We start from the raw sequence: 25447 nt of genomic DNA on the forward strand, positions 1-25447 counted from the left end.
CCATTGGGCGGCCTTTTTTATTATGAAGCTACGAGTGATGGGCACGCATAAAACCCTTTCCCACAGGCACACAAATCATTCGTGCAATCCGAATAATCCGGCTAAATCCGTGACAAGGCAACCCTTTTTGCTTATCTTCCGAGTGGTCTATAGAAGCCCGCCAACTGCCCCAGCCGCACTATGCTGCACGTCTCCCCCTTTCATTCTGCCCCGCCGACGCTGCCTGAGCTGCTGGCGGCCTGCCAGCGGCAGGAGCGAGTAGCTCAGCGGCGTCTGTACCAGCAGTTTCACGGCTTCGCGATGGGCATTTGCCTGCGCTATGCCCGCGACCGCGACCAGGCTCTGGAAGCGGCCAACGACGGATTTCTGAAAGTGTTCCGCGACCTGTACCGCTTCGACGCGGCCCGCCATCCCGAGGATGTGCTGGGCTCGTTCCGGGGCTGGCTCAAGCGCATCATGATTCATACCGCCATCGACCACTACCGCGCCAACGAGCGCCACCAGCACCAGCAGGAGCTCGACGACGTGACCCTGAACCAGGCCGACCAGGGCGCCACGCCCCTCGACACCCTGAGCTACGACGAGCTGCTGGCCTTGGTGCAGCGCCTGCCCCCGGCCTACCGGGCGGTATTCAACCTGGCGGTGATTGACGGCTTCGGCCACGAGGAAATCGCGGAGCAGCTGCACATCTCGGTGGGCACTTCCAAATCAAACCTATTCAAGGCCCGAGCCCACTTACGGACGATGCTGGCCCAGTGTACTACTTCTGAGAAAGCCCGCTATGTGGTCCGATAACGATATAGATAACGCGTTCCAACGGCTCAACCCGCCGGAACCGGAGCCTACGCCCTTCCCCCTGGATGCCTGGCTGCGCCTCGAAACGCAGCTGGACAAAGCAGTGATTGAGCGCGCCGTGCGGCAGAAGCTGCTGCGGTTTTTCGCGGCCGAGGTGGTGATAGTCGCGTTGGTAGCCCTGGGCTGGCTGCTGTGGCCCGTAGGCACTGCCGCACCGGCTGCCAAGGAGAAGGAAGCCGCGACAGCGGCAACTGGCGCCCGCACCACGCTCGCCACTGCCAGCCCCATCGAGCCAGTCAACCATGCCAAAAATATCCCGGCTGTAGTTAAAACTGCCGTTTCTCCTGCTTCATCCGCAGCTCCAGCTACCGGGGCGGCCACGCCTGGGGCCGTGGTTACGGCAGCTGCCCCCGCTCCGGTTGCGACTACGGAAGCACTTGCCCCTGACAAGCACGCTGCTGCGCCCCGGCTGCTTGCCGCCATTATTCCTGACATCCGCCGCAAGCACCCGGCGGCAAAAGAACACCCCGCCGAAAGCCGTGCCGTAGCTGCCGCGTTGGCAGCGGGTGGTAATAGCTCGACGGCTTCGCATACCCGTACCCGCCTTTATCAGGCCACGGATGAAACCAAAGCGGCCGGGACGTCCCGGCTCGCAACCACCGCGGCTGCCGTTAATGCGGGCGCGTTGTCCGCCTCAAACGCAGCGAGCCACGGTGCATTGGCACACGGCAAACCGTATTCTGCCGAGGTGCGCACGGCTGCTTTGGGCCGCCGCACCGCCGGCCGGTCACGCAACCAGGAGCGCGAAGTAGCAGCCAAAACCGCAGCCAATTCATCCGCAACCAGCAAATCCGCTACTATATCCGCTGAGAACAACGTTGCTGCCACTGATTTTGCAGCCCCGGCGTTGCGGGCCGTTGCCCTGGCGCCGGCTGATGCAACTGCTCTACCCACCCCGCTGGCAACCGTGGCCGTAGCCGAGACTCCTGCCAAAGCCGAGGTGCCAACGCCCGTGCGGCAACCCCGCTTTTACGTGGGCCTGGTAGCCGCGCCCGATGTAACCACCGTGAAATTTGCCAGCGTGGAAAGCCCGCTGCCTAACCTGGGCATCACGCTGGAATACCGCCTCACCAGCCGCCTGCGCGTGAGCACCGGGGTATTACGGGCGAAAAAGCAGTACATGGCGCGGCGCGATGATTACGACTGGGGCACCTACAAGACCATGGTTTACAGGCACGATTTTGAGGATGTGGACGGCACCTGCACCGTGCTCGACATCCCGCTGAACCTGCGCTACGACCTCCTCTCGCGGCCCACTTACAACCTTTTCGGCAGCATCGGCCTGTCCTCGTTCTTCATGCAGCGCGAACGGTACACCTACGATTACTGGGAAAACAACATGTCCAAGGTGTGGGACGGTGGCGACATCATCAACCAAAACCGGCACCTGCTCAGCCTCCTCAACCTGTCGGTGGGCTACGAGCGCCGCCTGAGCAGCCACTGGCGCCTGCAGGCCGAGCCTTACTACAAGCTGCCCCTGGGCGGCGTGGGCGCGGGCAAGGTGAAACTGACCAGCGCCGGCGTATTCCTCGGGGTGAAGTACGGCTTCTAACGCTGGCGCATTTCGGCGCAGCGGGCACGGCCAGGGGACGAAGCCGCACGCCTCCGCCTAACTTACATGCTGTCAGGCTGCCCTATTAGCTGGCGGAGCTGCTTTCGTTTCTTTCATTTCCAGTTTTTGATGACGTCCGATATGTTCGTTTCCCATTCATTCTCTACATCTTTCCGGCTCGGGCTCATGGGCGCGGCGGCGCTGGTCCTCGGCCTCGCGGCGGGCTGCTCGTACTCGCACGGCGACCCCGCCCCAACCTGCGATGTGGCCCACGAAACCATCACCTACGCCGGGGTTATTGCGCCCATTTTCAGTGCCAATTGCCTGCGGTGCCACGGCAGCAGCGTGGCGGCCACGCTGGGCGGCGGCAACGATTTCAGCACCTACACTGCCGTGAGCCGCTACCCGCAAAACAACCTGCTGGGCTGCATCCGGCACGACCCCGGCTACATTGCCATGCCCGAAGACGGCGGCAAGATTTCGACCTGCGACATTCAACGCATTGAGGCCTGGTATGCGCTGGGCAAGCCCCAATAACCCTTCTCCTCCCTCCTCCTGCTATGAAACGGCCTTTTTTTCTGCTCCTGCCCACCTTGCTCTTGCTTACCGGACTGAGCTACTCCCACGCCCAGGGCAAGTACCTGACCAAAACGGGCCGCGTGTCGTTCTTTTCGGCCACCCCGATTGAAGACATTGAGGCCAAAACCCAGCAGGTGGCGGCCGTGCTCGATTTTGGCACCGGCCAGCTGGCCTTCACCCTGCCCGTCAAGAGCTTCGTGTTCAGGCGCACCCTCATGCAGGAGCATTTCAACGAGAACTACATTGAGTCGGATAAATTTCCGAAGGCCACTTTTTCGGGGCACTTCGTGGGGTTCGACGCGGCCACGCTGGGTGCCGCCGGGCCGCACAACGTGCAAGTGGATGGCGACCTGACCCTGCACGGCGTGACGCGCCACGTGCAGGTGCCCGCCAGCGTGGAGCTGAAGGGCAACCAAGTGCTGGCCTTTGCCACGTTTCCGGTGGCCTCGGCCGATTACAACATTGAAATCCCCCTGCTGGTGCGCAACAACATTGCCAAAACCGTGACCGTGCGCGTGGCCCTCGCCTGCGACCCCGTGGCGGGCGCAGTGGGCGCCAGCACGGAACCGCGCTAATTTCACGTCCCTCCGTCCGCCGTATTCCCACTTATTTTCCATGAGCCGTAACGTGTACTCTTCGCCTTTTTTTGCGGGCCTGCTGCTGGCGGCTTGTGCCTTCGCCCGCCCGGCCCACGCCCAAACCGACCTGCTGAGCGACCTCGAAAAACAAACCGCCGACTCGACCACGCGCGAGGTGGTGCGGGCCACTTTCAAGGGCACGCACATCATCAATTCGCAGTCGATTGAGACGCCGGGCAAGGGCACGCTGGCCTTCCTCATTCAGCACCGCTTCGGCACGCTGAATAGCGGTGCGTACAACTTTTTCGGGCTCGACCAGGCCGTGCTGCGCCTCAGCTTTGAGTACGGCCTGACCGACCGGCTGGCCGTGGGCGTGGGCCGCACCAACATCGAGAAGACGTTTGACGGCTTTGTGAAGTACAAGGCCCTGCAGCAAACCACCGGCGTGCGGCCCGTGCCGGTGTCGGTCACGCTGTTTGCGTCGTCGGCCATCACCACGCTCAAGTTTGGCACCGTGCCGAATGTGCCCGACCGCAGCACCGCCTCGCGGGTCGATTATGCCTACCAGGTGCTCATTGCCCGCAAGTTCAGCCCCGGCCTGTCGGTGCAGCTCATGCCCACGCTTATTCACCGCAACTACGTGGCCCTGGCCGGCATGCAGAACGACGTGTACGCCATCGGCGCGGGCCTGCGCCAGAAGGTGAGCAAGCGCATCGCCCTCACCGCCGATTATTTCTACGTGCTGCCCGGCTACGCGGCCGACAACTTCCGCAACGCCCTGGGCGTGGGCGTCGACATCGAAACCGGCGGGCACGTCTTCCAGCTGCACTTCACCAACGCGCAGGGCATGACCGAGAAATTCTTCGTGCCCCAGACTTTCGGCAATTTCTTCAACGGCGACATTTATTTCGGCTTCACCGTGGCGAGAAACTTCACCATCAAGTCGCAGCTGAAATAGGTCTTTATGCTAATAAAGAACGTCATGCAGAGTGCAACGAAGCATCTCGCATGTGGTAGTAATCCAACCGATTGAAATTAGTGGTAGCACGCGAGAGGCTTCGCTGCGCTCTGCATGACGTTCGAAAAGTTGAAAAGGCCCGCCTGAATCGTCAGGCGGGCCTTTTCAACTTTTAACTCTTCCCTTTTAACTTACACCAGAATGCCTTCGGCCACCACGCTGGTCACCTCGGGCACCATGCGCTTGAGCAGGTTTTCGATGCCGGATTTCAGAGTAACCGTAGCCGAGGGGCAGCCGGAGCACGAGCCTTGCAGGTTCACGGTCACGATGCCTTCGTGGTAGCTTTTGAAGGTGATGTTGCCGCCGTCCTGCTCCACGGCGGGGCGCACGTAGTTATCGAGCAGGTCGATGACTTTCTGGGCAATCTGGCCTTCCTGCTGGGTGGGGTCGCCGGCGGTGGCGGCCTGGGCAGCCTTCTGCTCGGCGGCGGGGTCGACCAGGAAAATGGGGCCACCGGCCTCCACGTAGCTTTTCAGGAACTGGCGCAGCTCCGGGATGAGCTGGGTCCAGGCCAATTCGGGCTGGCTTTTGGTGACGGTGACGAAGTTCTGGGCGATGAACACGCGGCCCACGTAGTCGAACCCGAACAGCTCCTGCGCCAGCGGCGAGTTGGCAGCGGCTTCGAGGTTGGGATAATCCACGCTCACGCCATCGGCCAGCAGGTTCGAGTTGAGGACAAACTTCATGCTCTCCGGGTTGGGAGAGGCTTCGGCATAAATGGAAACTGCAGACATGGCTGGGGTGCTTAAAATCAAGGGGAACAATCGCGACACTGGCGGCTGCAAAGGTACAACCGCGCGGGGGCCGCAGAGGTTGCAAATGTACCTACATCATTCTAACTACAGTTGGTTAGCGCGGGCGCGCAGCAGCAAATCAGCCAGCACCAGCTGGGTCATGGCTTCCACGATGGGCACGGCGCGGGGCAGCACGCAGGGGTCGTGGCGGCCCCGGCCCACCAGCGTGATGGCCTCGCCCTGGTCGTTGATGGTTTGCTGGGGCTGGAGCAGCGTGGCCACGGGCTTGAAGGCCACCCGGAAATAAATATCCTGGCCGTTGGAGATGCCACCCTGGCTGCCGCCGCTGTGGTTGGTGCGGGTGCGCACGGCTCCGGTTTCGTCGGTATAAAATTCGTCGTTGTGCACCGAGCCGGGCAGCCTGGTGCCCGCGAAGCCGGAGCCGAACTCGAAGCCTTTCACCGCATTAATGCTGAGCAGGGCGTGGCCCAGCACGGCGGGCAACTTGTCGAACACGGGCTCGCCCAGGCCGGCCGGTACGTGGCGCGCCACGCCCGTAATCACGCCGCCCACGGTGTCGTGCGCCGCTTGCGCCTCGCGAATGCGGGCCTCCATCCGCACGGCGGTTTCGGGGTGCGGGCAGCGCACGGGGTTGCTGTCGATGAGACTCAAATCCAGCTCCGCATACTCCAGCGGCACTTCTACTTCGCCCACGGCCGAAACATAGGCCACGGTGTCGATTCCGAAATGGGCCAGCAGCTGCGCGGCCACGGCGCCGGCGGCTACGCGCGCCGCCGTTTCGCGGGCTGAGCTGCGGCCGCCGCCGCGGTGGTCGCGCCGGCCGTACTTGGCGTCATAGGTGTAGTCGGCGTGGCTGGGGCGGTAGGCGTGCGCAATATGCGAGTAGTCGTCGGAGCGCTGGTCGGCGTTGGGAATAAACAGGCCGATGGGCGTGCCGGTGGTAAAGCCTTCGAACAGGCCCGACTGAATCTGGACCGTATCGGCCTCCTTGCGCGGCGTGGTGAGGTCGGACTGGCCGGGCCGGCGCCGGTCGAGCGCCGTCTGAATGTGGGCCGCGTCCACGGCCACCCCCGCCGGGCAGCCATCGATGATAACGCCGATGCCCGCCCCGTGCGATTCGCCAAACGTGGTGATGCGAAAGAGGGAGCCAAAAGTATTGGACATGGTATCTGTTGTTAGTTGTCGGTTGTTAGTTGTTAGTCGTTAGTGCCACTTCTTTTTCCTGACTACTAACAACCGACAACTAACAACTAATCTGCCCCGCAAAGCTAGCCCCGCCGCCCGGCCCGCCACCAGCCAAAGCCGGCCACGCCCGCCAGCCCCACCAGCAGCCAGTCGGCGTAGCGGCGCACGTTGCGGTACACATCGAGCGACTGGATGGTGGTATCGGCTTCGGCCAGGGCCGGACCGTAGAAGGGGTCATCCTCTGGCTTGGGCAGGGGCGCGGGCGCGGCCATTACGCCGCGCACCAGCGGCCGCACGCCGGGGCGCAGGGTGTCGTAGTGGGCCGTAGCGGGGTTGAACACGACGAGGCGCAGGAGGCTATCGAGCGGCAGCACGCCGGGCTGCTGCACCACCAGGCGGTAGCGAAACAGCTTGCGCCCCCCGCCCGGCGCGGGCTCCTCGCGCACCTCGGGGCCATACACTTCCAGGCCCGCGCGCGGTTCCATGGCCGGCGCCAGAATTGCCGACAGATTCCCGCGCCCCTCCACCCCAAACGTGTACGTGAACGACTCCCCCACCCGGAACGCGGTGCGGCTGATGGCCTCGTGCAATTTGTAGCTCCCCACCGCCACGGCGCCGTGCTCGGCCGCCTGCGGCAGGGGCCGCACCTGCACCGTGGCACCCGCCGAATAATACGTTTTGTACCCGGCCAGGCGGTTGTCCTGGCCCGCCTCGGGCTTTTTCAGGAACTTGAACTTCACCATGGTCAGGGCCAGAGGCGGGAAGTGCAGGGGCTGGGCCGTGAGGGGATAATACAGGTTTTCGGCCAGCCGGAAGCGTAGGTAGAGCTGCCCGGCCCAGCGCATGGTGTCCGGCGTGACGCTGGCTTCGGGGCCGGGCTCCTGCCAGGCGGTGGGCTGGTGCAGCTCGTGCAGCAACGGCGGCAGTTGGTCATCGAAATCGTGAAACGCCAGCATGGCCTGGTCGGCGGGCTTGAGGAAGAAATACAGCCCCACGCGCACGTCTTCGCCCATGTACACGCTGGGCCGGTCGGCCACCACGGCCATGAAGGCGTGGTCGGGCAGCTCCTGATAAAGCGCGGGCTTGGGCTTGCCAAATAGCTTGTCGAGGTCACCCACGGCTTGCAGGGGCGCGGCCGGATTGGCCGGTTTGGTGAAGGTGCCCGGGTTGGCGGGCAGCGCGGCGCTCACCCGCACGGTGGCGCCCCCGCCGCGCAGCACCACGCCGTTCACCGTTAGTTGGAAGGGCTTGATGACGTAGTCGCCCTCGCCGTAGGGCATGTAGCGCTGCGTGATGGTGAGGTCGGTGAAGCGGCGGCCCTGCACAATGCGGGTGGTGGTGGTGCTGGTCTTGCCGCTTTTCTTGAAGCCTTCCAGCTCCGGAAACTCCGAATATTTCTCCAGCGCCCCGCCCCGCAGCCGAAATCCCAGCGTGAACACGCCCGTGACGGGCAGCGTGGCCGGGCCAGGCACGAGGGCTACCTCGGCCGGGGCGGGCTGGGTAGCCGGCGGCGCGGCCTGCTGCGCACTGCACAGCCCTGCCCCCAACAGCCCCACCAGCACCCCTATCCACCCAAAAAGTCTTCCCATAATCGCTGGCTCGTTAGCGGCCCCTAAAAGTAGCTCCAAACACTGGAATCGACTTTTCAGTCAAAATCACAATTCCTTGCAATCAAAGAAATAACCCGTGTATAATTAAAAATGAGGGCCGAATGAATCCTTATCCCCCTCAATCGCCGTATCTGCCCCCAACTCACCACATAGTTCTGGTTGTTTTCAATACAACGGGCCACTGGCACCGTGCGGAACCCTATTGTCTTTCCCCAGTTAGTTTAATTTTTTTACCTAACCACTCCATTCTCATGTCCGATAACCTCCAGCCCCGCGGCGCCGACGATACCACGTTTGCCCAGCCGCTGTACACGCCCATCAAGCGGCGCTCCTTCTTCATGTATGCTGGCGCCACGGCCGGGGCCACGGCCCTCGTGCTGGCCGGCTGCTCCAAAGACAGCGACACCACGCCCACCAGCAGCACCATCAGCCTGGGCACCGGCGATGTGGGCGTGTTGAACTACGCTTACGCTCTTGAGCAGCTCGAAGCTGCGTTCTATGCCAAAGTGGTGGCAACGCCCGCCACCGACTTTCAGACCGGTGAGCTGGCTTATTTCACCGAAGTAGCTGCCCACGAAGCCATTCACCGTAACTTCTTCAAGGCCGCAATCACCCGCGATGCTCCGGGCAAGCTGTTGCAGGACCTAACCCCGAACTTCACGAGCATCGACTTCACGAAGCGCCTCAGCGTGCTGACGACCGCCCAGACGTTTGAAGACCTGGGCGTGGCCGCCTACAACGGTGCGGGCATTCTCATCAAAACAGGTGCTTACCTGGTAATCGCCGGCCAGATTGTGTCGGTGGAAGCCCGCCACGCGGCTTATGTCCGTGAGCGCCTCGCGATAAACACGTTCTCTTCTTCGCCCCAGATTGATGCCAATGGCCTCGACAAAGCCATGATGCCGGTGGATGTTATTGCAGCGGCTCAAGCCTTTATCACGGAGAAGCTCGACGCCAGCACCGTTGGCAAATAACCTCCCTTCCCTTCACTTGTAATCAATTTCTGTTATGGATTTCTTCAAATTAATTGACCAGCTTTCGGAAGTGGACGCCGATGTTATGGGTCGCTTCGATTCGCGCCGCGCCGTGTTCAGCTCGTTGGGCACTGCCGCCAAGCGCACGGCCTTGGCCGCTACGCCCCTGTTCCTGGGTGCAATATTCCAGAAGGCCTACGCCGGCACTACCTCTACCCCGGTAGAAGTGTTGCAGTACGCCCTCACCCTGGAGCTGTTCGAGCAGGACTTCTACGCCAAGGTGAAAGCCTCGTCGCAGTACGCCGGGGCTTCGGCCACCGACAAAGCCGCCATCGACCAAATCAAAGGCCACGAAGATGCCCACGTTGCCCTGTTGCGCGGTGCCATCACCGGCCTGGGCGGCACGCCGGTAGCTGCTGCGCCGTTCAAAGCGGCGGTGTTTGCTACGCTCACCACCTTCAACGGCCCGGTTTATGGCACCAGCCAGCTCGGCATTGCCCAGCTGTTGGAAGACACCGGGGTGCGCGCCTACAAAGGCCGCGCCGGCGAGCTGCTCGGCACTGCGCTGCTGACCACCGCCCTGCAAATCCACTCGGTGGAAGCCCGTCACGCCTCGAAAATCCGCCAGATGCGCGGCCAGAAGCCTTGGGTGAACCCCGGTGATGACGCAGTACTTCACCCCACTTATACCAGCGGCGTAACCGGCCCCACGTCGACCACCACTCCTTTCGGCTACGGCATCCCGGCGTACACCACTGCCAGCCCAACGGAGAACAACACGACGCAATCGGGGGTGGCAATCACCACGGCCCTGGGCGCTACTTACACGACTGCCGACGCGGCTGCTTCGTTCGACGAATACCTGCAAGCCGCCGAAGTACTCGATGCTTCGCGTGCCGGCGGCCTGGTAGGCGCTTAATAGCCCTATTGGCCTTCCGAGGCGCTTAATTCTGGCAAAGCCGGCTCCGCTCACGCGGGGCCGGCTTTGTTGCGTACTGTGCCGGGCCGCAATACCGCTTTCGCCCCGGCGTTTGCAACGAGTTAGTTTTGCATCGGCACCCCCGCTTGGAATCCCATTCAACCCACAGCTCCAGTGCGCTGGCCCAGAGTTTCTGGAAAGGCCAAAGCTGGTGCTTTTCGAATCAATTCCTCCGTACGCTTCTTCAGTTCCTCCTGCTCATGCCCGACACCCCTCGGCCTATTGGTTCCGATGCCCCGCAGCTCGCGCAGCCACGCTATACGCCCATCAAGCGGCGCTCCTTTTTCATGTACGCCGGCGCCACGGCCGGGGCCACGGCCCTCGTGCTGGCCGGCTGCTCCAAAGACAGCGACACCACGCCCGCCAGCACCAATACCACCATCAGCCTGGGCACCGGCGATGTGGGCGTCCTCAACTACGCTTACGCTCTGGAGCAGCTCGAAGCCGCTTTCTATGCCCAGGTAAAAGGTCTGACTTCTACGCCCCTCTCGCCCGCTGAAGTCACCTACTTCACCCAGGTAGCCGCCCACGAAGCCATTCACCGCGATTTCCTCAGGGCCGCCATCAACCGCGATGCTCCCGGCAAGCTGCTGCAAGACCTGACCCCGAACTTCTCGGGTATCGACTTCACCAAGCGTACCATGGCCGCCGGCGATTCCAAACTGGGTATTCTCGACGCCGCCAAAGCGTTTGAAGACCTGGGCGTGGCGGCCTACAACGGTGCCGGCAAGCTCATCAAATCGCCTGCTTACCTTGTGATTGCCGGCCAGATTGTGTCGGTGGAAGCCCGCCACGCGGCTTACGTGCGAAATTTAATTACGCCCGGCTCCTTTGCCGCTGATGACCAGGTAGATGCCACCACCGGCCTCGACAAGGCCCTGACCCCAAGCACGGTTATCGCCATCATGGGGGCATTCATCACCCAGAAGCTCGACGCCAGCACCGTTGGTCATTAATCCTCCTCCATCCCTTGTAGTCAACTTTCGGCATGAATTTCTTTCAACTAATTGACCAGCTTGCGGAAGTCGACCCCGACGTGCTGGACCGTTTCGACTCGCGCCGGGCGGTATTCAATTCGCTTGGCACCCTTGCCAGGCGGTCGGCCCTGGCCGCTACGCCACTATTTATGGGCGCGCTGTTCCAGAAAGCCTACGCCGGCACCGCTTCGGTGTCTACCGACGTCCTGAACTACGCCCTGACTTTGGAGCTGCTCGAAGCGGACTTTTACCGCCAGTTCATCGCATCTACGCTGATTCCCGGGGGTGCTCCAGCCGCCGCCATTGCCAAAATAAAGCAGCACGAAGATGCGCACGTCACCTTGCTCACTTCCACTATTCGCACGTTGGGAGTTACGCCGGTAGCGGGCACATCCACCACCGGGGTCCGGTTCAAAGCGTTGCCGGCCGGCGCTACTTACGCCAACTATTTGGCGGTAGCCCAAGTGCTGGAAGACACGGGCGTGCGCGCTTACAAAGGCCGCGCCGCCGAACTTATCGGCGCGCCCAACGACTTGCTGACCATCGCGCTGCAAATCCACTCGGTGGAGGCACGCCACGCGGCGCAAATCCGCACCATGCGCGGCCAGCTGCCGTGGATTAATAACAACGACGACCTAAAAACGGACCCCGCTTACCTTAATGGCGTCAGGAATGCGACCGGTACTTCGCTGACCCTCGGCGGAGCCACGTTCGCCATCCCCGCCTACGACGCCACCAAGCCTAGCCCACTCGAAAGCAACGTGTTGCAAGGCGCAACAGCCGCTGCGGCGGCGGTGAACACGGCCACCGCCCTGGGCACCCCTTACACTGCAGACGATGCCGCCGCGGCCTTCGACGAGTACCTGCAGGCGGCTGAAGTAGTTGATGCTTCGCGCGCTGGTGGCCTGCTGGCCTAATTGCCATCGGTGGCCTTTCGAGGCACTTAATTTGGATAAAGCCGGTTCCGCACACGCGGGGCCGGCTTTGTTTTTGAGGGCTTTGCAACCATTGGAAAGGTAGCGAGTACCTTTGTAGTGGCTGGGGCCCGAGGTTTCGGACCAGCGGCTGGCCTGAATAATTACCGAATGTCTGACCACTCATTTTTGTCCGCCTGGCGGGAGCAGTCGCTGGGGCGACGCTTGTTTTTACGCGTTTCGGCAGCCTCAGCGGCTTCCGTGACCCTGGTGGCCGCGGGTTGCTCCACCTCCACCCCCGAGCCCACCGCGGTGGACCCGTACCAGCTGACCCTCCCCGCCGGCGACCCCGGCCTGCTGTACTACGCCTACTTTCTGGCCCTGACCCAGGCTGCGCTCTACCAAAAAGTAACCGACACGCCCCCCGCTGACCTCACGGCGGCCGAACGGGTGATTTTCGCGGACCTGCGCGACCACGAAGTCATTTATCGCGAGACGATTAAGTACGTCATCGACCCCACCGGCGCCACCGTGCTGCTGCCCACCGACTTTGCGATTAACCTCACTTCCTTCACGCTCACCACGCGGGCGGGGGTGCTGGCCGCGGCCCAGCTGCTCGAAGACCTGACGGCGGCGGCCTACCCCACCATCCTGCCGCTGTTTACTTCGGCCAATATTCCACAGCGCACCCTGCTGCTGAAAATATCGTCGGTGCAGGCTCGGCACGCGGCCACGGTGCGTGACTTGCTCACGCCCGGCTCGTTTGCCAGCAGCGACGTGGTGGAAAACACCGGCGCCCTGGCCGGCCAGCTGCGCACCAAAACCCCTACCGAGGTAATGACCGCCTTCGCGCCTTATTTCGCCCCCTACGTTATTACCGTGGCCAATCTGGCCGTTCCCGTATGAAGCTGATTTCCCTTCTCGACCGTTTGGCCGCGCCCTCGGTTACAGCCGTTGGCCCGGCGCCGCGCCGCGCGCTGCTCCAGCAGCTGGGCCGGGCGGCCGTGGCCGCGCTGCCGCTGGGCCTGGGCGCGTTGCCCGCCGCCGCCGGCACCAAAGACACTTCGTTTGATGCCGTAACGCAATTACTGCTGCTCGAACGCCTGCAATTAACGCTCTACACCCAGGCCCTGGCCGTAACCGGTCTGATTCCGGCGGCGCAAGCTGCCGATTTCCAGCGCATGCTGAGCCACCAGACGCAACACGCGGCCTTTCTGGCGCAGGCGTTGGTTAGCGCCGGCGCGGCAGTGCCCTCAGTGCCCGCCTTCGACTTTAGCGGGCAGCACAACGTGGCCGCCAACCCGGTGCTGTTTCCGAACGTGCTGACCAACTACGACAATTTCCTGGCGCTGGCCCAGCAGCTGGAAGACCTGGGCGTGCGCATGTACAAAGCCCAGGCCTTCGTCATCAGCGACGATTCGCAGCTGTCCAAAGCCGTGCTCCGCATCCACTCGGTCGAGGCCGAGCATTCGGCCCACGTGCGCGGGCTGCGCCGGGGCCGGGGCGCGGTGGTTTCCACCTGGCCCAGCGAAGAAGATGCCGCCATTGTGCGGCCGGCGGGTGCGCAGGCCCTCACCACGGCCGCTACCGGCGGCGAAGAAAATGCCGTTCAGTACCGGGCGGCCAACGTTAAGATTCCGTTCTACAACTTCCTGCTCAGCCGCGACAATACCGCCATTCACGACCCGTCGCTGGCCGAAGCTTTCGACGAGCCGGTGACCAGCTTCGTGGCCCAGGCGGCCCTGAATTTGTTCGTCTAGCCGAGTGGTGCAACATTCTGGCTTTTTCCAGCAAAAGAGTGGCCCAGGCTGCTCTTTTCGCGTATCGGGGCAGCCCGGCGGCTTTTAGCAAGTCCGGGTGCTTGCCAAGGCCTGCTTTCTTATTGTATCTTTCATATCCTGGCAGCGCCCAAGCTCCTCACTGGAATTTGGCAGCTGCCGCCACCTATTTTTTCACCGTCCTTCGTACTCAATCCCGATGCTAGACTACGTGAAAATGATTCTGCTGAAAGTCAGTTTCAACAAGGCGCTGTTCGAAAAAGAACTTCGCAAAGCCCTCAAAGTACTGGTCCCAACTGAGGTGCCGGATTTCCGCGTCTGGTGCTACCAGCAGTTTGCCCGCATTTACCGGAGCGTGCTGAAGCGGGTGTTTGGCAACTTCCAGGAAGACTTCCCAATTGCCGGCGTCGGCTAGTTGCCCGTGCGCGGCTATGGCCTAGGCCTGCCCGTCGGCCACAAACCTGATGTTGCGCTTTAGCCCTTCGTAGCCCGTGCGCTTCACGGCTGACTGGCGGAACAGCTCCGTGAATAATTCGTGGGTGATTTCGCGCCAGTCGCCGGGCGTCAGGTCTTTCAGGCCCTGCGCGGGGTTGAACTGCGGCTCGTTGTGCGGCTGGCTGAAGCGGTTCCAGGGGCATACGTCCTGGCAGATATCGCAGCCGAACACCCAGTTGCCGAACTGCCCGGCCACCTCGGTCGGAATCTGGTCCTTGAGCTCGATGGTGAAGTAGCTGATGCACTTGCTGCCGTCCACCACGTACGGCTCGGTGATGGCCTGGGTGGGGCAGGCGTCCACGCACTTGGTGCAGGTGCCGCAGTAGTCGCGGATGGGCCCGTCGGCGGGCAGCTCCACGTCCACAATCAGCTCGGCGATGAAGTAGAACGAGCCGGTGCCCGGCGTTATCAGGTTCGCGTTTTTGCCTACCCAGCCCAAGCCGCTTTTCTTCGCCCAGGCCTTGTCCAGCACCGGAGCGGAGTCCACGAAGCAGCGTCCGCCAATGGCGCCGATTTCGGCCTCCATGTCGGCCAGCAGCACTTTCAGCTTGTCTTTGATGACGAAGTGGTAGTCGCGGCCGTAGGCGTATTTGCTGATTTTGAGCGTGTCGTCGGGCTGCTGGGCTTCGGGCGCGGGGTAGTAGTTGAGCAGCAGCGAAATCACCGATTTGGCGCCGTCCACCAGCAGGCGCGGGTCGAGGCGCTTGTCGAAATGGTTTTCCATGTAGCCCATCTTGCCGTTCATGCGGCGCGTGAGCCAGGTTTCGAGGCGTGGGGCCTCTTCCTCCAGAAATTCCGCTTTCGAAATGCCGCAGGCCATGAAGCCCAGGGCGGCCGCGCGGCGCTTGATGAAGGGAGCCCATTGGGAGTGAGGGAGCATGGGCAATGGGGAAACTGAGCTGCAAAGAAACAGGAAACGCGCCGCTGGGGGCGGCGCGTTCCAAGAGTTGAACGATGTAGAGACGCATATTTGCGTCTCGTCGTTGAACGAGTTGGGCAGGCAGCTAGCGGCGCGAATGCCGAGACGCAAATATGCGTCTCTACGAGGTTATCTCATCAAACAAGCTGGTGCCGTTGTTGCCGCGCAAATGGTTTGGCAGCAGGCGCCCCAGGTGCTGGTAGGCGGCTTCCGTCGCCTCGCGGCCGCGCGAGGTGCGCTTGATGTAGCCTTCCTGAATCAGGAAAGGCTCGTACACTTCCTCGATGGTTTCGCCTTCCTCGCCGCAAGCGGTGGCGATGGTGCTGATGCCCACCGGGCCGCCCTTGAACTTGTCGATAATCGTGGTCAGGATGCGCTTGTCCATGTCGTCGAGGCCGCGGGCGTCCACGTCGAGGGCGTTGAGGGCGAACTGGGCGATTTCGACCGTGATGGTGCCGTCGCCCTTGATTTGGGCAAAGTCACGGGTGCGGCGCAGCAGGTTGTTGGCGATGCGCGGGGTGCCGCGCGAGCGGCGGGCAATTTCAAAGGCCGCGTCCTCGTGAATGGGCGTGCCCAGGATTTCGGCCGAGCGCAGCACAATCGTGGTCAGCAGCTTCGAATCATAATATTCCAGACGGGCCGAGATGCCGAAGCGGGCCCGCAGCGGGGCCGTGAGCATGCCCGAGCGCGTGGTGGCGCCCACGAGGGTGAAGGGCGACAGCGAAATCTGCACCGAGCGGGCATTCGGACCCGAATCGAGCATGATGTCGATGCGGTAATCCTCCATCGCCGAGTACAGGTACTCTTCCACCACGGGGTTGAGGCGGTGGATTTCGTCGATAAACAGCACGTCGTGCGGCTCCAGGTTGGTGAGCAGGCCGGCGAGGTCAGAGGGCTTGTCCAGCACCGGGCCGGAGGTCATCTTGATGCCCGAGCCCAGCTCGTTGGCGATGATGTGGGAGAGCGTGGTTTTGCCCAGGCCGGGGGGGCCGTGCAGCAGGACGTGGTCGAGGGCATCGCCGCGCATTTTGGCGGCGGCCACGAAGACTTTCAGGTTCTCCAGGATTTTTTCCTGGCCCGTGAAGTCGTCGAAACTGAGCGGCCGGAGGGCTTTGTCGATGTCCTTGTCGGTGGCATCAAAGCCGTCGGTGCCGCCGGAAAGAAAGGCTTCGCGCATAAGAATGTTACTAAAATTATTGGTCGGGGCTTGCTAAGCTAATGAGTAACTGTTTTGGGGGCAAAAAAGCTCCGTTGAGGAGGAATAATTAGGCCGTCATGCCGAGCGCAGCCAAGGCATCTCGCTTGGGGTAGTGACTCAATCGCTTGGATTGATTACTTGAGCACGCGAGATGGCTCGGCTGCGCTCGGCATGACGTTCTTCCTTTTTCCTTCAACGCCCTCCTCTACTCGTGCAGCAGCACTTCGATGTCGAGGTGCAGCCAGTCGGTTTCCCAGGACTTGTGGTTGAGGCGGGCGGTGAGGTGCTTGCCGGCGTCGAGCAGGCGGGCCACGGTTTCGTTGCGGCCCTCGGGCAGGTAGCCGAGCCAGACGTTGGCGGGGTCGGTGGCGGGGGCGGTGTGGACCTGCACGGCCCAGTCGTCGTAGTGGTTATCGGCCTCGCGGGTGAGCAGCAGGGCCTGGCCGACTTTCAGCTTGGGCTCGTATTTCTCCAGGTTGGGGCGGTGCGAGGTGCCGGCCACCAGGCATTCGAGCAGCACGAGGGGTTCGGACGCAGGGACGATTTTCATCATGGGGCCAAATTACGGCATGAGCGGCGGGATTGGGGTGAGGCCGGGCGCAAGTCGATATTTTCCCCCAATTTACCGCGGCCATCGTGTGTGGCGCTCAATTGCCTACTCAACATGGCTGATAACGACGACGCCACCAACTTTGACCAGTCAGCAGACGAAAACGAAGACTTCGACGCGGAGCTGCGGCGACAGGCGGACCTGTTGCCCCCCGAGCTGTTCGAAACCATGAAACCGCTGCTGATGCTGGGCAGCCTGGCCAACTACATCCTCATGGGCCACGACGAGGACCCCGTGCCCCGGGCCCTGGAAGAGCTGCTGGGCTACGACCTGGAGGCCGTGAGAAACGTGACCGATGCCAAGGACACCCTCAGCCTGGCCCGCGTGATGGCCCGGCACACGCTGCAGCTGTTCGATTTTATTTCGATTGCCCGGCTGGTGTTCGAAAGCCGCCTCGATGCGCCCCTGCGGGCTTACCTGGGCCGCTTCAGCGCCTCCGACGATGAATTTGTGGGGCCGCGCGAGTACGTGCTGACCTCCGGCGAATCGTTGCTGGAAAACATTGGCCAGTACCTCAGCGGCGGCGATGCCGACCTGCGCGAGGAGCTGCGCATGCGCCGCCTGCAAACCGAAAGCATCTTTGCCCGCCTCGACGAGACGCTGCGGCCCTTTTACCCCTCCGGCAACTCGCCCGACGAGGACCGGGCCCGGGCCCTGGACGATGTTGACGAGGCCGAAGATGAGGAAGAGCCCGCCGTGCACGTCAACTTCAACGAGGTGCAGCGCGTGACGCTGAGCACGGCCCTGCGGCTGCCCTGGCTGCTGACCAACCTGGGCGAAACCCCGTTTGCCCGCGCGTTGGCCGAGGTGAGGCGGTTTCGCAAAAAGGCGCTGGAACGGCTGGCCGACCGCCTGACCATGGCCGGGGACGGCGAGCCGTTCGCCCTCACCTGGTCGGAGCTGCTGCGCCTGTACCAGGCCGCCCAGGTGTGCGCCCTGAGCACCGTCACGAACGTGGTGGGCGCGGGCAGCCTGGAAGACATGATGCTGCACGACCCGGCCCACGCAGCCGATGCGCCCGACGAGGTGGCCCAGGAGGCCCGCCACGCCCGCGAGCTGATGCTGCTGCTGATGGCCGGCTTCGTGGAAACCATTGAAGTGAACCACCCCGACGACGAGGACGTGGCCGAAGCCAAAGCCGAAATCAGCCGGCTGGCCGAGCTGCTGGCGGAGTAGGCGCGCGCGCGCCGACGTACGCCTGTTTATGGCCTCCCCTTCCCCCCCGCAACCCCTCCGCCATGCCCACCGACGACCCTGCCGATGCCCAACCGCCTACCCTGCTGACCACGCTGGGGCCGGGCCTGATGCTGCCGAGGGCGGCCGTTCAGCAGCTGTTTGCGCTGCCCGGCGATGCCTTGCCCCAGGCCATTACGCGGCTGACCGGCCTCACCCGGGACGACGTGCGCCGGTTCGCGGCGTTCGATACGGCAGAAGCCCTGGACCAGGCCCTGCGCCACGAGCCCGCCCGGTTTTACTACTACGCCCTGGTGGGCTGGCTGGCGTACGACAGCCCCCTGGGCGAGGCCGTTCGGGAGCGGCTGCACGACGTGGGCGAGCCCCATGCGCTGGCCCTGGCCGAGGCCGTGACCGAAGGCATCGTGGGGCTGCTGGCGGGGTGCGTGCCCACCCCCACCGCCGACACCGTGGCCGAGCTACAGGCCTTGTTTGCCCAGGAAAAACACGGGCTGGTGGCCTGCCTGCCCGCCCTGGCGCCGCCCGGCCCGCCCCCCGCCTCCCCGCCCGACGACGACGACGCGGTGTGGCTGGCCATGACTCCCCGGCCCCGGGAGCTTCGGTTATTCAGCATGGCGCTCTACTTCACGCACACGGCTTCCTACGCCGTGCCGCACCCGCTGGGGCGGGCCCTGCCGGCGGTGGCGGCCCTGGGCACCCCGGCCGAGCTCATTGGGCTGGCCCAGCGCTTCAAAGCCGCCGGCGCGGAAGCGGCGCCGAAGATTGACTTGGGCGGGCCGGACGTCATCCGCCTCTACCTGAGCCTCCAGGTGCTGGCGCTGCTGTTCGTGGCCGAGCTGCAGCCGGTGCTCATGTCCCGCCTCAACCCCACGCCCGACGGCGACACGCCCTGGCTCGACCCCCGCCAGCAGCAGAACACCCTGCGCTGGGTGTGCACCCAGGTGGAGGCCTTCGGGATGCTCTTCGACGACTTGTTTGGCGACGAGCCCAGCTACCATGCGGCCAAAGCCACCGCCCGGGAGCTGGCCGCGCTGGTGTAGCGGGCGGCAAAAAGGCCGTTTCCAGCGACATGTGGTGACTTGGGATGCCCAAGTGGCCTCTCTGGATGCCTAGGTAGCCTCTTGGGGTAGCCAACTGACGCCTCAGGGTAGCCAACTGACGCCTCAGGATAGCCCAGTGGCTTCTTGGGAGGGCCAATGGGCAACCCGGGAGGACCAGGTAGCCTCGTGGGCAGGCCAGATAGCTGCCTGGGGGTGCCAACCGGGCCCTGGGGATGCGCAAGAGGACGCTGGGGGTGGCCAGCGGGTAGCGGGGGAGGCCCGGCGGCTGGGTGGGGGCCGCCGGGAAACAGCGCGGGCGGGCCGGCGGGCCATTTTATTTCACTACATTTCGGGCAGCAATACCCATTGGTTTTCAGCGGCTTTGCTCTCACTACCATTCAGATGACGCAAGACCAAAAAAACCACCGCAAAATGTATGGCACCGTGCTGGCTTGGTTTGTCCAATCGGGGCAGCCACTGCTGGCCATTAAGCTGATTGGGACGATTACGAAGCAGGTGCTAAAGGACGTGGCCATCCTCGATGCGCAGGCCGGCCTGCAAGGGGCCCTCACCACGGGCGTGACGCGCACCCGCCTCGCGGTGAAGCAGGAAGCCGCCGAAAAGGCCGAGGTGCTGCGCGGCCTGGTGCTGGTGCTCAGCACCGACGACAAGGTGACCGCCGCCCTGGCCAAGCCGGTGGGCAGCTATTTCTACGGCTCCGACGAGGCGTTCCGGGCCTATTGCCAGCTGGTGGCAGATGCCGTTGCGGTCCTGGAAAAGTCGGACCTGGAAGATGCCGGCTACCAGCCCGACGTGCTGGCCACCCTCACCACCGACCTCAAGGCCCTGGCCGAAACCACCGGCGCGGCCACGCTGCTGCAGGCCGGCTCCAAAACCGCCACCGATGCCCTGGTGCCCCTTTTTGGGGCGATAGACACCGATTTGGTGCGCCTCGACCGGCTGGTGCACGCCCAGCACTTCACGCAGGGCCCGCTGGAGGCCCAGTACGAAGCCCTGCGCCGCCTGCCCAAAACGCCGGCCGCCCACCAGTTCCGGGCCAAGGGCCTCACCCCGTTCGACGTGCCGCAGCTGGCCTTCAATATCCTGGACGAAAGCGTGCCCACCCCCACCCTCTACAACACCGGCGGCCGGGGCCATGACGTGGTGTTTTACCTGGGCGCCACCCCCACCAGCCGCCCCGCCCCCGGCCAGGGCGTGCTGGTGAAAAACGGCAAGAAGGTGACCCTGGCCGACTATTCGGCCCTCGGCGACGCCGCCACCGCACCGTATTTATTGGTGATGCAAACCAGCGAGCTGGCCGCCGGCGGCTGGCGCGTGCGGGGCTAGGGCCAGCGGGTTGTGATGGTTTCTGGTGAGCGCCCCGGCCGGCTGGCCGGGGCGCTTCTCTTTGGCAGCAGCCTGCTTGGCCACCAAGCGGCTGACGCCGGCATTGGCTCCGGCCGTGGAACGAGACTACGCAGTGGCGTAAGTTGCGCGGGTATTCAGTTCCCCCTTACCCGTTCATTTTATGAAAAAAGCATTTCTCTCCGCCGCATTGGCGCTGGCCGTGGCCGGCTCGTGGGCCTTTTATCCGAAGGCGGCCGAGCCCACCGGCTACATGATGGTCATTGGCAGCGCCACGTTCGCGGGCTTCACCAGCAAGGCCGAAGTGACGGTGGTGGACCCGACGGGCAAGGTAACCGTGGCGGATGTCGACGCCCGCAACGGCTCGGCCAAAAAGGTAACGGAGTCGCTGGCGGTGCTGCACCAGGCAGAGCTGAAGCAGCTCAATGCGCTGAAGCAGCAAGGCTGGAGCATTGTGCAAACAACGGCTCAAACCATTTCGCCGCCCGCCATGCTCACCACCACCTACGTGCTGGAACGGAAGTAGCCCGGAGCTGCCTGCCTATCTCATCGAAAAGGCCGCCCATTGCTGGAGCGGCCTTTTTTCGTTCTGCGCGGTACAAGCTAGAGCATATGCTGCAAGGCTTATTCGAATGCTTGAATACTGGTAATATCGGCTCCCGTAATCAGCAGGTGGATGTCGTGCGTTGTCCTGACTGGTGATGCCCATGCCGCTGTGCAGCTGGCGGACTTCGCGGGCAAAACGCTTATTATTCATCCGCTTCCTGACGTAAACGCGCTATTTCGTCCCGGCCGATGGAAGCTACTTCCGACTTGTCATAAATCGACAGCAGGAACAGCTTCACCGCTTGCGTACTGGCATCCACGACGCGGCGGTAGGTGATGAGGCGGGCTCCGCCGCTTTTGCCCCGGCTCTTACTAGCAATGGCGAGGCGGATTTTATAGCAGTCCTATCCCAAGGGCTCGCCGTGAGTAGAATCCTGCTCCAACACGCCCACCAAGTGGGCCAGCTCGGATTTTAGCGAGCGGTATTTTTTCAGCAGCGGCTTGGCTTCGCGGCGGAAGTTGGCCGTGGTGATAAGAGTGGCCGGGAACATTTAGGACGAGGCCAGGAAATCGGTCAGGGTGATTTCGGGCTGGCGGCCGGCCAGGATTTCGGGCACTTCGAGCAGGGCCTCGCCCATACCTTTGAGCACCAATTCGCGGCCTTGCAGCTGGCGGTAATATTGCTTTAGCTCCAGCCAGTCGGCGATGGGCAGCACCACGGCTTCGGGCTTGCCGCTGGCATCGGTGAGGTAGTGCAGGGAGTCGGGGGCGGACATAGGATTGAGTTTTAGCAAATAAACAACCTGGCGACGATTAGCGCCTCCTGTTTCTGTTAAAAAACGCCGCTCAGCAGCCAATAAAGCAATACCAGAAGCAAAAAAACAGGTAAGCCACGCCGAAAACCTGCGCTGGCTTTAAGCCCGTAAATGGCTAGTACTAAAACCCCAGCCGCGCCCCAGGCTAGCACGAGCCCTACATAGGGCAAGATGCACAAGCCGCCATCGCAACCCGAGCCCCAATCGACACTCCGAAACCAGACCAGCAACAAAACGCAAAGGACTAGCCATGCAAAAACATAGTTCTTCATAGCTGAGCCAATGATGTCTGTACCTACGAACTAAAGCTTACTCTACTTGAACGCCTGAATGCCGGTAATGTCCGCGCCGGTGATGAGCAGGTGAATGTCGTGCGTGCCCTCGTAGGTAATCACCGACTCCAGGTTCATCATGTGGCGCATGATGGGGTACTCGCCGGTGATGCCCATGCCGCCGTGAATCTGGCGGGCTTCGCGGGCCACGTGCAGGGCCATGTCCACGCTGTTGCGCTTGGCCATACTGATTTGGGCGCTGGTGGCTTTGCCTTCGTTTTTGAGCACGCCCAGGCGCCAGGCCATGAGCTGGGCTTTGGTGATTTCGGTAATCATCTCGGCCAGTTTCTTCTGCTGGAGCTGGAAGCCGCCGATGGGCTGGCCGAACTGCTCGCGCTGGAGCGAGTATTTCAGGGCCGACTCGTAGCAGTCGATGGCCGCGCCGATGGCACCCCAGGCAATGCCGAAACGGGCCGAATCGAGGCAGGAAAGCGGGCCTTTGAGGCCGTCGATGTTGGGCAGGATGTTCTCTTTGGGGATTTTCACGTCCTCAAACACCAGCTCGCCGGTGGTGCTGGCGCGCAGGCTCCACTTGTTGTGGATTTCGGGGGTGCTGAAGCCTTCCATGCCGCGCTCCACGATGACGCCTTTGATGCGGCCCTGCTCGTTTTTGGCCCAGACCACGGCCACCTGGCACTCGGGCGAGTTCGAAATCCAGAGCTTGGCCCCGTTCAGCAGGTAATGGTCGCCCATATCCTTGATGTTGGTGGTCATGCCGCCGGGGTTCGAGCCGTGGTCGGGCTCGGTGAGGCCGAAGCAGCCGAGCCACTCGCCGGAGGCCAGCTTGGGCAGGAACTTGCGGCGCTGCTCTTCGGAGCCGTAGGCGTAGATGGGGAACATCACCAGCGAGCCCTGCACCGAGGCCGTGGAGCGCATGCCGGAGTCGCCGCGCTCAATCTCCTGCATGATGAGGCCGTAGCTGATGTAGTCGAGGCCGCCGCCGCCATATTCCTGCGGGATGGTGGGACCGAAGGCGCCCACGTCGCCGAACTTCTTCACGATTTCGCTCGGGAAGTGCGCGTCCTGCGCCCATTTCTCAATGTTGGGGCTGATTTCTTTTTTTACGAAATCGCGGATGGACTGGCGAATGAGCAGGTGCTCCTCGGTCAGCAGGCCGTCGAGGTCGAAATAATCGGTGAAGCCGTTGGCGTTGGTGCTGCCTTTCTGGGCAGTGTGGGCTTTGGCCTGGGGGGAGAGAACGTCGGCTTCCGAAGACATGGGTGGGGGGTTGGGGTGGGAGTTGGCACAAAGATAACAGGCTGGGGCGAGGTGCCGTTTCGGGAGGCACTTCTCCAATAAGCAGTACCAATGGCTTACCTTTCATTCCGCCAGCCAACTTATTAGCACCGGATTTCACCCCCGAGGACAATGCGCCTCCTGGGCCGGCGGTTGATTTTCCTCCGCCTCGCGGCCTTTCATGAGCCATAAAAGAAAACTATCCGAGCTGGAAGCCACCGCCATCTGTGGCAACGACATTTCCTCCTCCTGCCTCTACGTGTCGGCGCTGGCCATTTCCTACGCCGGGCAATACGCCTGGCTGGCCCTGCTGCTGGTGGGCGCGGTGCTGTTTCTGTTCCGCAAAATATACGGCGAAGTAGTGGGTGCCCTGCCCCTGAACGGCGGCGCCTACAACGTGCTGCTGAACACCACCAGCAAGCACAACGCCGCGCTGGCGGGCTGCCTCACCATCCTCTCGTACATGGCCACGGCTGTGCTTTCGGCCAACGAGGCCATGCACTACCTGCACACGCTGTGGGCGGCGCTGCCCATCATCGGGGCCACGCTGGGGCTACTGGGGCTGTTTTTGCTGCTCACCATCCTGGGCATCTCCGAATCGGCGAAGGTGGCAGTGGTTATTTTCATTACCCACCTGGCTTCGCTCACGCTGCTGGTGGGCGTGGCGGGGTGGTACATCATCACGCACGGCATGCCGCACCTGGCGCTCAACTTCCAGGTACCGCCGAAGGGTGGCAGCATCGTGGGGGCGCTGTTTTTCGGATTCAGCGCAGCCATGCTGGGCATTTCGGGGTTCGAAAGCTCGGCCAACTTCGTGGAGGAACAGGCCCCCGGCGTGTTCCAGAAAACGCTGCGCAACATGTGGGTGGTGGTCACGGTGTTCAACCCGCTGCTGGCCTTTGTGGCCATTGCGGTGCTGCCGCTGGCCACCGTGGGGCCGCACGCCGAAACGCTGCTTTCGTACCTGGGCACCGTGGCCGGCGGGCACTGGCTGGGCACGCTTATTTCGGTCGATGCCGTGGCCGTACTCAGCGGGGCCGTGCTCACTTCCTTCGTGGGCGTGAGCGGGCTGATGAAGCGCATGGCCCTGGACCGCATCCTGCCCGAGTTTTTTCTGCGGGAAAACGGGCGGCAGAGCAACTACGTCATCCTCCTCACCTTTTTTCTGCTGTGCGTGTCGGTGCTGCTCATCACCCACGGCGAGCTGGGGCCGCTGGCGGGCGTGTACACCATCTCGTTTCTGTCGGTGATGTCGTTTTTCGCCTACGGCAACTTCCTGCTCAAGAGCAAGCAGCCGCACCTGCCCCGGCCGATTCGGGCCAGCATCATCACCGTGGGGCTGGGCCTGACGGGCGTGCTGGTGGCCCTGTTCGGCAACATCAAGCTGCACCCCGAAGACCTGGTGGTGTTCCTTGAATACTTCCTGCCCTCCATGTTCCTGGTCTACTTCATGCTGAACCGCACCACCGTGCTGCAAATGCTGATGATGGCCGTCGAAACCCTCACCAAGCCCCTGCCCCGGGCCGCCCGCATCACCCGCCTGCTGGTGTGGCGCGAGCTGCGGGCGCTGGCCCGGCAGGAATACATCTTTTTTACGAAGGATGACAACGTGGTCAACCTCAACAAGGTGATGGCCTACGTGGTGGCCAACGAGTTTACCAACCGCCTCAAAATCGTGACCCTGCTCAAGTACGATGAGGACTACCCCGCCGAGCTGCTCGCCGACATCGGGGTGCTGAGCCAGGCCTACGAGCAGATTTCAGTAGACGTCGTGGTGATGACGGCCCACCTCGGCCCAGAGCTGGTGAACGACCTCTCGAAGCAGTGGAACATCCCCAAAAACTTCATGTTCATTGGCTCCACCGGCGACTGGGCCCCGTACCACATTTCGGAGCTCGGCGGCGTGCGATTGATAATCTAAGGCCCAAAAGAAGCCCCGAATC

Annotated in this window: 26 protein-coding genes; 17 read left to right on the top strand and 9 right to left on the bottom strand. The window is 62.8% G+C overall.

Annotated features, from left to right (window positions below):
• Positions 1-180: 180 nt before the first annotated feature.
• The 5 genes from J4G38_RS07675 (at position 181) to J4G38_RS07695 (ending at position 4522) form a co-directional block, all read left to right on the top strand.
• A complete protein-coding gene (locus J4G38_RS07675) occupies positions 181-795 on the top strand; it encodes an RNA polymerase sigma factor (protein ID WP_210513759.1) in 615 nt (204 codons plus the stop codon).
• Positions 782-2407, top strand: coding sequence for a hypothetical protein (locus J4G38_RS07680; RefSeq protein ID WP_210513758.1), 1626 nt, complete (start codon positions 782-784; stop codon positions 2405-2407). The genes J4G38_RS07675 and J4G38_RS07680 overlap by 14 nt, the downstream gene beginning before the upstream one ends.
• A 141-nt stretch (positions 2408-2548) precedes the next feature.
• Entirely contained in the window at positions 2549-2944 is a 396-nt protein-coding gene (locus J4G38_RS07685; RefSeq protein WP_210513757.1) for a hypothetical protein, read from the top strand.
• Between the two features lie 23 nt (positions 2945-2967).
• Positions 2968-3561 (top strand): YceI family protein, encoded by a 594-nt coding sequence (locus tag J4G38_RS07690; protein WP_210513756.1) that lies wholly within the window; start codon positions 2968-2970, stop codon positions 3559-3561.
• 40 nt (positions 3562-3601) lie between these two features.
• Entirely contained in the window at positions 3602-4522 is a 921-nt protein-coding gene (locus tag J4G38_RS07695) for a DUF5777 family beta-barrel protein (RefSeq protein WP_226163255.1), read from the top strand.
• A gap of 191 nt (positions 4523-4713) precedes the next feature.
• On the opposite strand, the gene J4G38_RS07700 is transcribed toward J4G38_RS07695, so the two are convergent.
• The 3 genes from J4G38_RS07700 to J4G38_RS07710 all read right to left on the bottom strand — a co-directional run bounded on the left by J4G38_RS07700 (position 4714) and on the right by J4G38_RS07710 (position 8111).
• On the bottom strand, positions 4714-5316 hold the full coding sequence (locus J4G38_RS07700; protein ID WP_210513755.1) for a NifU family protein: 603 nt from the start codon (positions 5314-5316) through the stop codon (positions 4714-4716).
• A 105-nt stretch (positions 5317-5421) separates the two neighbouring features.
• Positions 5422-6501 carry a chorismate synthase gene (gene aroC, locus J4G38_RS07705; protein ID WP_210513754.1) on the bottom strand — a complete coding sequence of 360 codons (1080 nt, stop codon included), beginning with the start codon at positions 6499-6501 and terminating at the stop codon, positions 5422-5424.
• A gap of 104 nt (positions 6502-6605) precedes the next feature.
• Positions 6606-8111, bottom strand: coding sequence for a BatD family protein (locus J4G38_RS07710; protein WP_210513753.1), 1506 nt, complete (start codon positions 8109-8111; stop codon positions 6606-6608).
• 272 nt (positions 8112-8383) lie between these two features.
• On the opposite strand from J4G38_RS07710, the gene J4G38_RS07715 reads away from it, so the two are divergent.
• From J4G38_RS07715 to J4G38_RS07745, 7 genes are all read left to right on the top strand, one after another.
• The gene (locus J4G38_RS07715) at positions 8384-9106 is read left to right on the top strand and encodes a ferritin-like domain-containing protein (protein WP_210513752.1); all 723 of its coding nucleotides are present in this window, start codon (positions 8384-8386) and stop codon (positions 9104-9106) included.
• Positions 9107-9140: 34 nt separating this feature from the next.
• Entirely contained in the window at positions 9141-10025 is an 885-nt protein-coding gene (locus J4G38_RS07720; RefSeq protein ID WP_210513751.1) for a ferritin-like domain-containing protein, read from the top strand.
• 260 nt (positions 10026-10285) lie between these two features.
• Complete coding sequence (locus tag J4G38_RS07725; RefSeq protein WP_210513750.1) at positions 10286-11041, top strand: ferritin-like domain-containing protein; 756 nt, start codon at positions 10286-10288, stop codon at positions 11039-11041.
• Positions 11042-11073: 32 nt separating this feature from the next.
• Positions 11074-11979 carry a ferritin-like domain-containing protein gene (locus J4G38_RS07730; RefSeq protein WP_210513749.1) on the top strand — a complete coding sequence of 302 codons (906 nt, stop codon included), beginning with the start codon at positions 11074-11076 and terminating at the stop codon, positions 11977-11979.
• A 168-nt stretch (positions 11980-12147) separates the two neighbouring features.
• Positions 12148-12882: a ferritin-like domain-containing protein gene (locus J4G38_RS07735; protein WP_210513748.1), complete on the top strand. Its 735-nt coding sequence runs from the start codon at positions 12148-12150 to the stop codon at positions 12880-12882.
• Positions 12879-13736, top strand: coding sequence for a ferritin-like domain-containing protein (locus tag J4G38_RS07740; RefSeq protein ID WP_210513747.1), 858 nt, complete (start codon positions 12879-12881; stop codon positions 13734-13736). The genes J4G38_RS07735 and J4G38_RS07740 overlap by 4 nt, the downstream gene beginning before the upstream one ends.
• Before the next feature lie 217 nt (positions 13737-13953).
• Positions 13954-14169, top strand: coding sequence for a hypothetical protein (locus J4G38_RS07745; protein ID WP_210513746.1), 216 nt, complete (start codon positions 13954-13956; stop codon positions 14167-14169).
• 21 nt (positions 14170-14190) lie between these two features.
• Here the strand turns inward: J4G38_RS07745 and queG are convergent, their stop codons facing one another.
• The 3 genes from queG to J4G38_RS07760 all read right to left on the bottom strand — a co-directional run bounded on the left by queG (position 14191) and on the right by J4G38_RS07760 (position 16919).
• Positions 14191-15129, bottom strand: coding sequence for a tRNA epoxyqueuosine(34) reductase QueG (gene queG, locus J4G38_RS07750; protein ID WP_210513745.1), 939 nt, complete (start codon positions 15127-15129; stop codon positions 14191-14193).
• Positions 15130-15289: 160 nt separating this feature from the next.
• Entirely contained in the window at positions 15290-16345 is a 1056-nt protein-coding gene (ruvB, locus tag J4G38_RS07755) for a Holliday junction branch migration DNA helicase RuvB (protein WP_210513744.1), read from the bottom strand.
• Positions 16346-16571: 226 nt separating this feature from the next.
• On the bottom strand, positions 16572-16919 hold the full coding sequence (locus tag J4G38_RS07760; protein ID WP_210513743.1) for an HIRAN domain-containing protein: 348 nt from the start codon (positions 16917-16919) through the stop codon (positions 16572-16574).
• A gap of 111 nt (positions 16920-17030) precedes the next feature.
• On the opposite strand from J4G38_RS07760, the gene J4G38_RS07765 reads away from it, so the two are divergent.
• The 4 genes from J4G38_RS07765 to J4G38_RS07780 all read left to right on the top strand — a co-directional run bounded on the left by J4G38_RS07765 (position 17031) and on the right by J4G38_RS07780 (position 21101).
• Entirely contained in the window at positions 17031-18152 is a 1122-nt protein-coding gene (locus J4G38_RS07765; protein WP_210513742.1) for a hypothetical protein, read from the top strand.
• A gap of 62 nt (positions 18153-18214) precedes the next feature.
• Entirely contained in the window at positions 18215-19210 is a 996-nt protein-coding gene (locus tag J4G38_RS07770; RefSeq protein ID WP_210513741.1) for a hypothetical protein, read from the top strand.
• Between the two features lie 402 nt (positions 19211-19612).
• Positions 19613-20557, top strand: coding sequence for a hypothetical protein (locus J4G38_RS07775; RefSeq protein ID WP_210513740.1), 945 nt, complete (start codon positions 19613-19615; stop codon positions 20555-20557).
• 181 nt (positions 20558-20738) lie between these two features.
• Positions 20739-21101: a hypothetical protein gene (locus J4G38_RS07780; RefSeq protein WP_210513739.1), complete on the top strand. Its 363-nt coding sequence runs from the start codon at positions 20739-20741 to the stop codon at positions 21099-21101.
• 424 nt (positions 21102-21525) lie between these two features.
• Here the strand turns inward: J4G38_RS07780 and J4G38_RS07785 are convergent, their stop codons facing one another.
• The 3 genes from J4G38_RS07785 to J4G38_RS07795 all read right to left on the bottom strand — a co-directional run bounded on the left by J4G38_RS07785 (position 21526) and on the right by J4G38_RS07795 (position 23486).
• Positions 21526-21672, bottom strand: a complete 147-nt coding sequence (locus J4G38_RS07785) for a hypothetical protein (protein ID WP_226163272.1) — start codon at positions 21670-21672, stop codon at positions 21526-21528.
• Positions 21673-21897, bottom strand: a complete 225-nt coding sequence (locus J4G38_RS07790; RefSeq protein ID WP_210513738.1) for a hypothetical protein — start codon at positions 21895-21897, stop codon at positions 21673-21675.
• A gap of 353 nt (positions 21898-22250) precedes the next feature.
• Positions 22251-23486, bottom strand: coding sequence for an acyl-CoA dehydrogenase family protein (locus J4G38_RS07795; protein WP_226163273.1), 1236 nt, complete (start codon positions 23484-23486; stop codon positions 22251-22253).
• Positions 23487-23685: 199 nt separating this feature from the next.
• On the opposite strand from J4G38_RS07795, the gene J4G38_RS07800 reads away from it, so the two are divergent.
• Positions 23686-25425, top strand: a complete 1740-nt coding sequence (locus J4G38_RS07800) for an APC family permease (protein ID WP_210513737.1) — start codon at positions 23686-23688, stop codon at positions 25423-25425.
• Positions 25426-25447 lie beyond the last annotated feature (22 nt).

The organism is Hymenobacter terricola, assembly GCF_017921975.2.
Taxonomy (GTDB): Bacteria; Bacteroidota; Bacteroidia; order Cytophagales; family Hymenobacteraceae; genus Hymenobacter; species Hymenobacter terricola.